The 13,433-nt window shown below is 49.8% G+C and carries 9 protein-coding genes; 3 read left to right on the plus strand and 6 right to left on the minus strand.

Annotated elements, in window-relative coordinates:
• Nucleotides 1–71 precede the first annotated feature (71 nt).
• Entirely contained in the window at nucleotides 72–1,250 is a 1,179-nt protein-coding gene (locus BN6628_RS19775) for a glycosyltransferase family 4 protein (protein WP_068620050.1), read from the minus strand.
• 182 nt (nucleotides 1,251–1,432) lie between these two features.
• Between BN6628_RS19775 and BN6628_RS19780 the strand changes: the two genes are divergently transcribed.
• From BN6628_RS19780 to BN6628_RS19790, 3 genes are all read left to right on the plus strand, one after another.
• The gene (locus BN6628_RS19780; RefSeq protein ID WP_068620051.1) at nucleotides 1,433–2,521 is read left to right on the plus strand and encodes a YheC/YheD family endospore coat-associated protein; all 1,089 of its coding nucleotides are present in this window, start codon (nucleotides 1,433–1,435) and stop codon (nucleotides 2,519–2,521) included.
• A 151-nt stretch (nucleotides 2,522–2,672) separates the two neighbouring features.
• Nucleotides 2,673–3,107: a MarR family winged helix-turn-helix transcriptional regulator gene (locus tag BN6628_RS19785; protein ID WP_068620052.1), complete on the plus strand. Its 435-nt coding sequence runs from the start codon at nucleotides 2,673–2,675 to the stop codon at nucleotides 3,105–3,107.
• Between the two features lie 53 nt (nucleotides 3,108–3,160).
• Nucleotides 3,161–4,357 (plus strand): serine hydrolase domain-containing protein, encoded by a 1,197-nt coding sequence (locus BN6628_RS19790; RefSeq protein WP_068620053.1) that lies wholly within the window; start codon nucleotides 3,161–3,163, stop codon nucleotides 4,355–4,357.
• Between the two features lie 830 nt (nucleotides 4,358–5,187).
• On the opposite strand, the gene BN6628_RS19800 is transcribed toward BN6628_RS19790, so the two are convergent.
• From BN6628_RS19800 to BN6628_RS19820, 5 genes are all read right to left on the minus strand, one after another.
• Nucleotides 5,188–7,968: an endo-beta-N-acetylglucosaminidase gene (locus BN6628_RS19800; RefSeq protein ID WP_068620055.1), complete on the minus strand. Its 2,781-nt coding sequence runs from the start codon at nucleotides 7,966–7,968 to the stop codon at nucleotides 5,188–5,190.
• 20 nt (nucleotides 7,969–7,988) lie between these two features.
• Nucleotides 7,989–9,494 (minus strand): ABC transporter substrate-binding protein, encoded by a 1,506-nt coding sequence (locus tag BN6628_RS19805; protein WP_068620056.1) that lies wholly within the window; start codon nucleotides 9,492–9,494, stop codon nucleotides 7,989–7,991.
• Between the two features lie 207 nt (nucleotides 9,495–9,701).
• Nucleotides 9,702–10,580, minus strand: a complete 879-nt coding sequence (locus tag BN6628_RS19810) for a carbohydrate ABC transporter permease (RefSeq protein ID WP_392397669.1) — start codon at nucleotides 10,578–10,580, stop codon at nucleotides 9,702–9,704.
• A 97-nt stretch (nucleotides 10,581–10,677) separates the two neighbouring features.
• Nucleotides 10,678–11,607, minus strand: a complete 930-nt coding sequence (locus BN6628_RS19815) for an ABC transporter permease (RefSeq protein ID WP_068620057.1) — start codon at nucleotides 11,605–11,607, stop codon at nucleotides 10,678–10,680.
• Between the two features lie 274 nt (nucleotides 11,608–11,881).
• The gene (locus BN6628_RS19820; RefSeq protein ID WP_068620058.1) at nucleotides 11,882–13,432 is read right to left on the minus strand and encodes a response regulator transcription factor; all 1,551 of its coding nucleotides are present in this window, start codon (nucleotides 13,430–13,432) and stop codon (nucleotides 11,882–11,884) included.
• Nucleotide 13,433: the final 1 nt, after the last annotated feature.

Below are 13,433 nucleotides of genomic sequence, written 5' to 3' on the forward strand. Positions count from 1 at the left end.
CTTCCGTGAACGAATCAGCCTTTTGCTTGCACCTTATCACATTTCAAACCCAGACTTCGGGAACTTATCTGTTAGACACTCCATCTCTGAACAGCCAGCGGCTGCTCCATGCTCATCAGATTAGTCCAGCGCTCAGCGCAGTGCTGCCATCTGAACGTGCTGCGGGCCAGCTCTCTCCCCGCCAGACCAAGGCTTCTCTGAAGCTGACTGTCTTCCAAGATCCGGAGGACGGCTGACTCCAGCATTTCGTTCCCGCTGCCTTTGGGAAGCAGCAGTCCCGTCTGCTCATGTTGGATAATTTCAGGAATTCCTCCCACAGCGGAAGCCACTACAGGCACAGCCGATGCCATAGCCTCCAGATTTACCAGTCCAAAAGCTTCATCCTCCAGAGACGGAACCAGCACCACATCCGCCAAATTATATAAATCCGCCACCTGCGGGTAGGGCACAAACGGGAGAAAAGCCGTATGGTGCTCCATCTGCCCGGCGAGTTTTCTTAAACTTCTGACATAGGCGGTATCCCGGTTTACCCCATAGAAGGCACTCCCCACAATAACCGCCAAGGCATCCTTCTCCTTAGATACAATCCCGGGAAGGGCCTCCAGCAGCCGGTGAACCCCTTTGCCATGTATGAGCCGTCCTACAAAAAGGATAATTTTCCGGTTCCGCCAACCATAATCGGCAAGTCTCGCCCGCCGGACCGCCTCCCCTGCCGGAGTCCAGCGCGGAGTAAAATCCTCCAGGCTCACACCAAGCGGATTCACGTAAATCGGTGTTCTCAGCTTGGGGAACCTGCGAAGCACATCGTCCCGCAAATAGGCGCTGTTCACGATCAGTCCATCCACACTGCTGAGCATAACCTCAGCTTTAGACTGAGGAAGACAGCAGGGGCTGATAAACGTTGTCGAATGAAGGGTCAGAAAGACCCGGATCTGTGGCAGGTGTCTCTTCAGTCCATAAGCCAGTGCCGGACGGTTATGCACATCCGCCGTGTCAGGCATCCAGTTCTTGAGATGACGGAGGATGCCGGACAAATACGCAGATCCCCCTGGTATGCGGTAGCATGGCACACTGCCAAGAAAATCCTTGGCCGGCAGATGGCCTGCCGATCTGCCAAACACGCGCACATCAAGTCCCTCGGGGACCAGGGACATTGTTTTTTCGATGACGCGTTCCACGGAACTGCTGCGTCCCGAGGGAATGACAAATACGCCCGGTGTAACCACAGCCACCTTTTGCTGAACTGACAATTTGAACTCCCTCCCTTAATCCGGTCTGCACACTCTTAATATATGGGAACTGCCTCAGGTGGTGACAACGTCCCAAAACAGGCCGCTGCCGGGGAACAGTCGTCCACTCCTTTTCTTCCAGAGTTCATAGACTAAACAATAGATGCGGAAGTCTAGGGGAGCCGAGAGGAGGAGAACCGGGTATGAGCTATAACTATGTCGGTATTCTGTTGAATGCTGCGATGTACCGCGGTATACCCAGACTTAAGACCAGAGAGGAGTCGCTTTCAAATTATCAAGAAGCCGCTGCGGAACTAGACTTGATCCCCTGTTTTATAAAGATTGGGGATGTGGATATCCGGACTGGAAGAACGGCTGCATTCATATATCGGAATCATCAATATGAACAGGTGTCCATGCCTATACCGAGGGTTATTCATAACCGGGCTATCTATAGTGAGGCGGGACCACGGCATAGGATTGGGGGACTTCTCTCCCGTCAGGTCGCCGTGTTTAACATGAACAACCGCTACGGCAAGGATGAAATCCACAAGCTGCTCTCCGCCGATCCTTATTTGAGAAGCTGTCTTCCTGATACAGCTCTGTTCAGCCCAGCAAATTTAAAACATTTCATGGAAAACCACAACGATCTTATTCTAAAGCCGTGCCGGGGGAGTGTTGGAAAAGGGGTTATGCGTCTGCACCAAGACGGGGCCGGCTGGTCCCTCACCTTTCCATCCCACTCCCGAAAGAATACATGGATCTCCCAGAAGTTAAGAGGCCGGGAGCTTCCTGGCCCCCTGAAGCAGCAGCTTAGAAGGTATCCCTACTTGATCCAGCAGCGTATCCCCCTGGCTGAGGTTCAGGGACGCCCTTTCGATCTGCGTGTCACCGTACAGCGGGGACTGACCGGAGAGTGGGGCATTACTGGCATGTTCGCCAAAAAATCCGCAGCCGGAGCCTTTATTTCCAATCTCGCCGGAGGAGGCAGTGCCTATCCCGTTCCTTCCGTGCTGGCTGAGATTATGTCCCCGCATGAATCGGCCGTGGTCATTGCCCAAGTTGAGCATCTGGCTTTGACAACCGTCCGGTATTTGTCCCGCCACCTGCCGCTGCTCGCCGATCTGGGGCTCGACATTGGCGTTACAGCTGACGGAAGAATTTACTTTATTGAATGCAACGGCAGGGATCAGCGTTACGGATTTAAGAAAGCCGGAATGATGGAAACCTGGAAAGCGTCTTACCGTGAGCCGATGGCCTTCGCCCGGTATCTGTATAATCACACAAGATAACGAGTAGAGTCGAAGCAGCCCTTGATCTTTCCAGTAGGAGAGTCTGTATAATTAGTAAACTGACCTGATTTGACGACACTTTGTATAAGATTGACGTTTGACAAATCACTTGCTAATATATTAGACATCTAACATATTAGTAGGTGATTTTTTGTCCTTATATGAACAGGTTAAGCGCATTAATGAAGCAGAATACACGATAAACCGGTTGATTTATAAACATTATAAGCAATATCTAAATAGCGGCATTACAACACAACAAGCCGTTGTATTAGATATTGTGTATTTAGCAAATCGTATAACAGTGGGTGAAATTGCAATTGAAATGAATATTAGCTCTAGCGCAGTTAGCCAATTAATAGCCAAGTTGGAAAAGAATAAGTATATCAAGCGGGAAATTAATCTACAAAATCGCCGTGAAGTATTTATAACGTTAGCTGAAAATGGATTAGAGTATTTTTCGAAGCAGGATTATGTTGAACAGCAGGTCGCAGATAAAATTTACAGCAAGCTTTCGTCTAACGAGTTAGACAAATTTGAACGCATTATTGAAAAATTAAAGGAGATCGCAATGAAGGAATTATAAAATTCCTTCATGTCCAATATGTTAGATATCTAATTTATTTAGGAGGTTAACAAGTGAAGAATTTGCTTAAACATATCTCGTTTAATGGTGCAGTTTATTATGAAAACCAAGGACAAATTAAGCAGTATTATCATGGTTATCAAGATATCTCAGAGCAGCATCTTATTACTGAAAGTTCACAATTTAACCTTGCGTCGTTAAGTAAAATGTATACAGCGGTAATGACATTTCAGCTAATTGAGAAAGGGCAGCTGCAATTAGAAGATAAAATTACAAAATGGTTTAACGCCCCTCATTTTGCAAATGTGACAGTTGCACACTTACTTACACACACATCCGGGATTCCAGAGTATATTGCAGAAGACTTTATCATAAGTATGGAAACATTTCTTGAGACGACACTTCCACAACATATACAGAATGAGCATTGGTCTTACAGCAATACGAATTATGTTCTACTTGCAGAAATTATTGAACAAGTCAGCGGCTCATCGTATGAAGCATGTTTACAACAATATATTGCAAAACCATTAAATCTCACTAGTACAACAACACAGCCTGCAAAACAATACGAAGCGCAGGGTCATACGTATGCTTATGAGGAGCAACGATACAAAAAGGTACATAATGACCCATATTTAAACAAACAGGAGAAATATAACAATGTATTTGGTGACGGTGGTATTTATGCAACAGTGGCAGAGGTAGCCATGTTTTTAAAAGCATTTTTGCAAGGTCGGTACATTAGCAAAGAGATTGTGAAATTCATGTTAAGACCATCAGAAGTCGCTGAGCATTATAGTTATGGTTTTATCATTCAAGATGATTGGGTTGGTCATACAGGTGGATGGTTCGGTTGTTCAGCGCAAGCTTTTATTAATACATCCACGGAGGATATTGTTGTTTTAGCTACAAATCAAGAAGTATTCCCCCAATATGAACAAGAAATTATGAATTGCTTCATGGGGATACAAGATTCCGTAGAAGCACCAAAACATATAGAAATTTTATCGTCCTCTAGTGAGGATGACATTACAGGTCAATATGAATTAGCAGATGAACTTAGCACAAGCTTTACGATCACAAAGGATAGACAATTTATGATTTCATTTGAACATCAGTTGTCTGTGCCACTTTATAAAATAGATGAATCGTATTATTGGGTACGCAATACGATGAGTTATGTAGATACTCGGAATCAATTTTTTATCGATGAAGGGGTTCAAGTACCTTATCAAAAAATCAATTGATATAGTTAAAGAAAATAAGCAAAAAATTTATGAAATGATACCCAACCGAATCAAAACAATAGAGCGGCAGGCCAAGGTGAACTCTCTTGGCCTGCCGCTCTGTTTGATTTTGATATGAGCTCGTTCAAGCCGAGCCATGGTCGCGCAGCGGACAAGTCAGGCCAGCTCGCACCTCTTACCTCACCCAACACAAGGGTGAGCTGCGAGTTAGACGTACTGTCCTCTCCCTGCACCTTCCCAGCGGAGGGCCGGATTCGGCTTTCAAAAGCGTCAGCGCTCGCCTTTGCCACCGGATTTCTACCGCTAACTAGCGGCTTCAATCCGGAAATCCGGGGGCAACAGCGATCAGAAAGCCGAGCCGAGCCCGCAGCGGACAGCAAGCACTTCCTACCTCACCCTCCCTAAGGGGTGAGCTAAGGGGCCAGACGTGCTGCAATCTCCCTGCTCACTCCCAGCGGAGGGCCGGATTCGGCTTTCAGAAGCGTCAGCGGTCGCCTTTGCCACCGGATTTCTACCGCTAACTAGCCGCTTCAATCCGGGAAATCCGGGGGCAACAGCGATCAGAAAGCCGAGCCGAGCCCGCAGCGAACAGCAAACACTTCCTACCTCACCCCCTAAGGGGTGAGCTAAGGGACCAGACGTGCTGCAATCTCCCTGCTCACTCCCAGCGGAGGGCCGGATTCGGCTTTCGGAAGCGTCAGCGGTCGCCTTTGCCCCCGGATTTCTACCGCTACTAGCGGCTTCAATCCGGAAATCCGGGGGCAACAGCGATCAGAAAGCCGAGCCGAGCCCGCAGCGGACAGTGCATGCTCCATGCAGCTCGCTCACCCTTACTTCAACCCCATTACCTCCAGCTCATAGATCCGCGCCGCCATATCGCCGCCTTGGGTAGGCTTCTCTACAACCAGACGCACATAACGCGCTTCAGTCAATGGGATTGCATGTTTGCTGATTCCCTTGGTGTTGTCCGTTACCTTGACTGCATCCGTCCAGTTCACATTATCGCTGCTCAGCTGGATTTTGAAGGCGCGGGTATTGAATGCTGCCGGTTCACCGCCAGCTTCGGCATGCTTGATTACGAATTCGCTGAGCTTGTGGGCTGCCCCAAGATCTACGGTCAGAGTATGCGGCGCATCGCCTACAGCGCACCACTTCTTCTTGTCATCCCCGTCAATCGCAAACTTTGGCGCCTCGTTCTCATTGGTGAAGCCCGAAGCGGTCGCCGTTTTACCTAGAGCCAGATTGCTTACGCCCCCGGCGGCTTCCTTCGTTACCGTGATCAGCTGTTTCTTCACCACATTCTCGCCAACACTGTTCTTGGCGGTCAGGCTAACCTCGAACGTTCCCTCTTGATTATAAGTCACTTTCGGATTTCGCTCGGTGCTGCTTGACGGCTCCCCACCAGGGAAGCTCCATGCCCATCCCTCAGTTACCTCAGAGGAAAGGTCCGTGAATTGAACCGTGTCCCCCGGCGCAATCAGGGTCTTATCCGCCTCGAAAGCGGCCACCGGCTTCGGATAAGCCGGCCATTCGAAGGTGACTCCTGCCGGTTTGCCCTGCTCATAATGCCGGTTGACCGGAATCACAACCAGCTTGGTCGTTTTCTCCTTATCAATCCGTCTCATCTCAGGCACATAGTAGACGGTGTTGCCTGTCATTCCGGCAAGCTCGTACTTCCCGTCGGGCTTCACCCGGTAGACCTGATAATACAGAACGTCGTCCGCTTTCTTCGGAGCAGTCCAGGAAAGGCGCGCATCGCCATAGATCCCGTCACGGAAGTCATTTTCGATGACCTTAAGTCCGGTAACCTCCTTGAGCTTATCCGCCTTTTCACTTAGACGGGTCACGGCGAGCTCACCCACATTCACCCGGAAGTCGGCAATCGGCTTCGCGGCTTCGAACTTCAGAGAGATTCCGGTTATCGTACGTCCTTTGTACTGATTCATCCGGATGCTTCCCTGCGTCCAATCCTTGTTCGCGCCCATATTATCCAGCTTCTTCGGCTCCAGGAATACGTACTGATCCGGAGCGTCGGAGAACGCCACGCCAACCTTCACTCGGGCATCCTTGGAGTTCGCCTGATAGGTTACTGACAATTCTGTATCCGCTTCCACCTTCATGTTCGCTTTATACAGCTTGATGGTTGTACCAGCCTTCGGCGCAAGGGCACCGGACAGCTTCAGGGAACTTCCGCCATAGAACGCTTTGCCAAAGTCAAAGCCTGGACTGAGCGGCTGCGCTCCGCCTTCCGCTTCCGTAATGAACCGCCATGTCGGCAAAATATCCTGCAGACTGCGGTTGCTCCAATCCTTCTCCCGCACCACCTGTCCGTTAACAGCAAACATATGGCCATTTCCGGTGTTGAAATGGGTAATCATTTCCGAACCGGTCAGAACCGTTTTGTCCACAATGTCATTAGCAATGCCTCTCCAGGCATAAGGGCTTGTGCCAGTCGGCTGCGAGGTGTTCTGTGGATTCTTGTTCGCTCCCACCCAGAAAATCTGGTCCTTCTCCATGAACTCCTCTTGCGTCTTGGAGCTGTTAAAGGCCCAGTCTGGACGGTAGATTCCAAGTGAGGTCGTCGCAGGCTTGCCATCCGGGAACAGGACAGGCCAGTTCAATTCACTGTTATACCCGTTCGCTTCCACATCAATTCCAGCATACAGGTCATACGGGCTGCGTCCGAGCGACTTCATGACAGCCGGGGAGTTCAGATACGGAGTCACGTAATCGTACTTGCCGTTCTTCTCGTCCTTGTACTGCCATCGGAAGTCCAGGAACATGCCATCCGACACACGCTGGGAGCCATCCTGAATGAACATCTTGTTGTTGTCTGTTACCGCGCCCTGCCATTTGACAGGTCCATCCTTGATCATGGAATCATACCAGATGATCTCCATCTTCGGTGACTTGATCTTCTGCAAATACAGCAGGAACTGCTGCATCTTCTTGGCCTCTTCCGCCGTTGCACCCTGGGTCTCCTGGTTAATGAACCAGCCGTCAAAGCCGTAATACTTGGCGGCTTCCACAAGCTTGTCAGCAACCGGGAACGATCCATCCTCGCGCTGCTTCAACAGGTCGCGCATCCATTCGATCTTGCCGCCATGCTCGGTCTGCGGCAGGAATACCGTACCGAACACCGGCACGCCGTTCTTGTGCGCGGCATCAATCACATCTGCACTTGGCGGCACGATGAGGCCTTCACCGGCAGAACCACCCCACATAATCAGCTTATCGATGTACTGCCAGTAGCTGAAGGTATATGTGTTGAATTTCTCCGACCCCTGTGAGGGGGCGCCGCTTGTGCTCGGATACATAGAAGCCAGCGCCATCACTTTGGGCTCGGACTTGGCATTTGGATTCACCTTCTGCCCTTGAACACGGTTCTCCTGAAGCTTCACCGTGCCACGGTTAAAGACAGCGTCTTTATCCGTGGACGGCGACCACTCCAGCAGGGTGTTCGGATACCAATATGAAGAATGAGGCTGGGCGGCTTCCGCACGCCCCGCAAAACCAATCAATGCTGCTGCAAGTACAGCGGTGCTCATCAGCACGGCCGCTTTGTGTTTGCTTCGACTTTTTGCATAGTAAGCTGGTCTGACTCTTTTCATATGGTGTCCTCCCTGGGAGCTTATTTTTGTTTCGATTTCCAATCGTCAAATTGCTTTTGAAGCTCTGCCATCACTTTGTCAAGGCCTGCTTCTTTGTACTTCTGCATCGCTTTCGGCAGGTACTGATCCGGATCTACGGAACCTGTGAACAGTGCAGGCATGAATTCTTTACCTACGTTAGTCAGAGCAGCAACTTCCGTCTTAACCGGAGTTGTGTCAAAGTTGAAACCGAAAGTAGGTGCTACTTTAGCAGACTCATTGAACTTGGTGAAAGCATCCCACTTGTCTTTAGGCTCATCCTTGTGAAGATAAGTCAGCATCAGGTTGCCAAGTGCGAAACCAGGCATTGCATATCTCTCCTGCATTGCTGGAAGGTCTTCGATGTAAGTGTCATCGATTTTCTTGTAGTGCGTGCCTTCGATCCCGAATTGGATCAGATTGCGCAGATAAGCATCCGTATTAAGCAGGTTCAGGAACATCATGGAGCGTTCCGGATTTTTGGAATAAGCTGAAATGGCCATCATAGAACCAGCTGCGGAGCCTGTGAAGATCACCGGATCCTGCATAGGGCGGGTTACGATATCATAGCCAGCACTTCTGGACCATCCCAGATCCGCGTACGGTTGGGTGATTTCCTTGTCCACAAGCCATTTCCCGGTCTTGATGTTATCGATACCGTCAAGGGTTGCGATATCCTCACGCACATATCCAGCCTTGTAGTATTTACGCATCGTTTGAAGTGCAGCTTTGAATTCAGGTGTTTCCAGTGTGTTTACATATTTGAAGTCTTTAGTGTCCAGATACATCCCGATTGGAATATCGGTGCCAAGCGCCCAGTCGATCGGCAGGAACGGTGTGAAGCCTTTAGGAACAGCCAGCGGCGTGATGTCAGCAGGCTCTTTCTCCTTGATTGTCTTGAGCAGCGGCTCCAGATCCTCAAGTGTGGTTACTTTGGAAATGTCCAATTTGTACTTGTCGACATACTTCTTGTTGAAGCGCCATACCATCTGCTGGGCAAGCTCTTTGTTCGCAGGGATTCCGTAGTTAACCCCATTCACTTTCGTACCCTCAAGGAAGCGAGGATCGAGTTCTTCCTTAATGCCTTTACCATACTTGTCAAGCAGATCATTCAAAGGCATGAATGCGCCCTTCGCGGCGTTAGGCAGATAATCGAATGCCCATGAGCTGGTAAAAGCGATATCATAGTCTTCACCGGAGCTGGTGATGACCTGCATCCGCTGGCTGTAATCGCCCCAGTCGATCATCGTGATATCAATCGTGGTGTTGATTTTCTTAGTCAAATATTTATTGATTTCATCCTGCACAAGACCAAGGTCTTTCTGGGAAGGCCCGATCAGGTACAGCTTCAGCTTAACCGGATCCAGCTTCGCCGTATCGACGGTTCCATCACTCTTCACGGCTTCCTGTTCCTTGGCTCCCGAACTGCTGCCCCCGCCGCATCCGGCGAGCATAGACAGCATCAGCACAAATACGAGAGTCAGTGCAAATCCTTTTTTCTTAAACATCCTCTTACCCCCTGGCTTCTGATTATATGGATCCGCAGATCCATACCTTTGCTTAGCTTAGATTTATTGAAACCGCCTTCATATCCCGGCAAACAAGAACCGGATCTCTCCGGTTATTGTACATATGAGACCCATGGCGCGGTAGGAAGCCCGGCACCTGCTTGCCTGCAGACATCAAAGCGGGAACAACCTGAATCCATCCGCGGATCAGCCTTTAACAGACCCTACGGTCAAACCTTGGACAAAATAACGCTGGAAGAACGGATAAGCCATTACAATCGGCAGGGTAGCCAGAACAACCATAGCCATCCGGACTGTCTCGGTCGGCAGCGCCCCAACCGCGTTGTAATCCCCTAAATGCTGGGACATCTGACGCAGGAACTCCATATTCTTCTCGATTCGCATCAGCATGAACTGAAGCGGAGGTGTAAGATCCGGCTTGTTGTAATACAGCAGGGCATTGAACCAGTCATTCCAATATCCAAGAGAACTGAACAGACCGATTGTAGCAATCCCCGGCAGAGAGATCGGCAGCACGATACGGGCAAAGGTCAGGAACTCACCGGCACCGTCCATCTTGGCCGATTCAATAATCTCATCCGGTACGGTCGTCTGGAAGAACGTCCGCATGACGATGATCGAGAATGCGCTCATGGCCAGAGGCAGTACCAGGGACCAAATCGTATTCTGCAGATGCAGGAATTGGGTCATCACGATATACCCCGGTACCATACCGCCCGAGAACAGCATGGTGAAGAACGCCAGGAAGCTGAAGAAACCCCGAAATTCAAAGCTCTTTCTGGATACGGCATACGCATAGGTGGTCACCAGGAACAAGGTGATGAAGGTTCCAAGCACCGTAACGAGCAGAGTTAGCCCGAAGGAGCTGAACAGCTCGCTTCCTGTGCTGAAGATATAATGATAGGCGTCGGCGCTGAATTTGCTAGGCAAGATGCTGAATCCTTCCAGCGCAAGCGTCTTTTCATCTGTAAATGAGATGATGATGACATAGAGAAACGGAAATACACATGAGAACGAGAACAGGCCAATAATAATGTTAAAAACGATGTTCCAGCCCCGCGGCAGGCTATTGAAGTCTTTTGGCTTCTTCTTTCTTTTTCCACCTACCTGGACAGGAGTCGTCTGGATGTTAGCTTGGGACAACTTAGGCACCTCCCCTTGATTAGAAGATCGCGTGATCTTTTTCGATTTTTCTGACAATATAGTTGGCTCCCAGAATCAGGACCAGTCCGACAATGGATTGATACAGTCCGGCTGCGGTACTCATACCGATGTCTCCCATATTAACGAGTCCCCGGTATACGAAGGTATCGATAACATTAGTTACCGGATAAAGGGCTCCCGCATCCTTAGGAAGCTGGTAGAACAGTCCAAAGTCTGATCGGAAGATACCGCCAATAGCCAGAATCGTCAGGATAATCATCAATGGGCGGAGCAGCGGAATCGTAATGTAACGGATCTGCTTCCACTTGGTGGCTCCGTCGATGACCGCCGCCTCGTAATAGGAACGGTCAATACCCGTAATGGCCGCTAAGTAAATAACACTGTTGTATCCAACACTTTTCCAGATTCCGACAAACACGATAATAAACGGCCAATATTTCGGCTCCGAGTACCAGTTGATTGGGGTTCCGCCGAAGTACGTGATGATCTGGTTCAGCGTTCCCTTATCCATGCTCAGGAAGGTGAAGGCAAAATAACTGATGATAACCCAGGACAGGAAATGCGGCAGGAACATCCCGGTCTGGTATACTTTTGCCATTCTCTTGTTCACGAGCTCACTTAGGAGTATCGCAAATCCCACAGCCACGATAAGACCCAGAATGATCATGACCACGTTATAAAGAATGGTGTTTCGTGTGATGATGTAAGCATCATTGGTTGTGAACAAATACTCGAAGTTTTTAAAAGCGACCCACTTGCTGTTAAATACGCTTGCAAAAAATCCGTCCCGGCTGATTCTGAAATCCTTGAATGCGAGGATGGCGCCGAACATGGGCAGGTAAGCAAATATCAGGAACCAGATCGTTCCTGGCAGCACCATGAACAGAAGTGCCCTGTTCCTTACAACTTTCTTCAAAAATGCTGACACGGCTTCTCCTCCTTTGCCGAAAGTACTTCTCTCTACTCTCCAACCCGGCTGTTACAGATCCCCTATGATCAGGCAACAAAATCCGGCAGCAGCTGAGCTTTTCTTCTCTCACCCGCTCTTTAAGTACCTTCATTTTCGCAAGAAAGCGCTGCCAGCAACAAGTTGAAAAATACTAGATCATGATGTAAAAATTAAAGACCCGTGAATAAAACAGCGGCAGGCATAGACTGTTAAAAGCCCATGCCTGCCGCTTAAACGAACTTGTCTGCAGCTCTTATTTAACATACATGTTGCGAAGTTCTGTCGGGGATACACCCGCATACTTCTTAAACTGTCTGTAGAAATAGGACGTATCCAAATAACCCACATCAGCCGCAATATCCGCGGTTTTCTGATCCGTATGCAGCAACAGCTGGGTCGCTTTCTCGATGCGGTAATGATTGACATAATCCGAGAAGCTCACTCCCACTTCCTGCTGAAACAATTGACCCAGATAGTTCGGATGAAGGTCCAGCTTCTGGCTCAGCGTCTTAAGGGACAGGTCCTCCGCATAGCTCATCTCCACCTTCTTCATCAGGAATGCTACATGCGGACTGAACTCCTCGTGCACGGTTTCAGCCAGGGTCATATTCCGGATGACCACACGCTTCACATGCTCCCGCAGCGCTTTGAGCGTATTGATCCGGGGCAGCGGGGAAATCAGCTCGTGATAGTCTGTGTTCTTATCCCGGGTCCGTGAAGCCAGCATCAGACGGATCGCCGTATTAACATACGGCTGGCGCGGCAGCAGTTCTTTGCCTCCGCGGTCTGCCATGACCGTCTCAATAAACTCCGCCACCGCCTCCCTGCTGCCTTCAATCCACAGTTTCGCGAACTGCTCATCCCCCCAGAGGGGGAAGTCACTCTTCGCTTCCTCCAGCTGCCCGGCTCCGATATGCTCGGCAGCCCGCTCCCCGGAAATAATCAGTCTTCCATAGGCAGATTTGGCTGAATCATAACTGATCTGCACCCCGCTGAAATTACTGCCCACCGTTCCTTCCGAGCTCCATACCCTCATCTGGGTCCGTTCGTGGATCAGCTTCGAGATTATCTCGGCCCCGGCCCGAATCACCTCCGGATCCATTGGTTCTGCTGAAGCATAGAGAACCACAATGTCCTCATCCCCATCGGGGAATCCGATAACTTCCTGGCCCAAAGGCAGCGATTCTCTCGCCCTCCGGGCACATTCCTCTGCCAAGCCGTTCATCCGGTAGTACTCAGGGCGAGAGGGCTGTTCCGAGACAAGCCGGAAGATACAGGCCTGATAATACTTGTGATCCGCAGGAATGCCGAGCAGCCTTGCCCGCTGCTTGAACTCCAGCAGTTCGATCTCGCCTGCGGCCCAGCGCTGAAGGACGTTGTTCCTCAGAACAGTCCTGTCTTCCTCAAAATGAAATACCGCAAGCTCTTCCCGCGCCCAATCCGCCCGAATATGGCGGATCGTAGATTCCAGCTCCTCGATGTTAATCGGCTTTAGAATGTAGTTCTCAATGCCAAGGGAGATCCCCTTCTTCACATAATCGAACTCTTCATGCCCACTGAGCACGATGAATTTGGTTTCAGGGCTGATCTCCTTCACTTTCTGAATCAGCTCCAGGCCGTTCATTCTAGGCATCATGATATCTGTGATCAACAGGTCCACAGGCTCCTGTCTCAGGATTTCCAAGGCCTGCACCCCGTCGCTTGCCGATCCTGCCAAATGAATTTCGAGCTCCTGCCAATCCGTTATCGACTTTAAGCCTTGAGCAATCAAGGGCTCATCATCCACAAAAAACACTTTTCTCATC

The sequence above is a fragment of the Paenibacillus tuaregi genome (genome assembly GCF_900086655.1).
GTDB classification, from domain to species: domain Bacteria; phylum Bacillota; class Bacilli; order Paenibacillales; family Paenibacillaceae; genus Fontibacillus; species Fontibacillus tuaregi.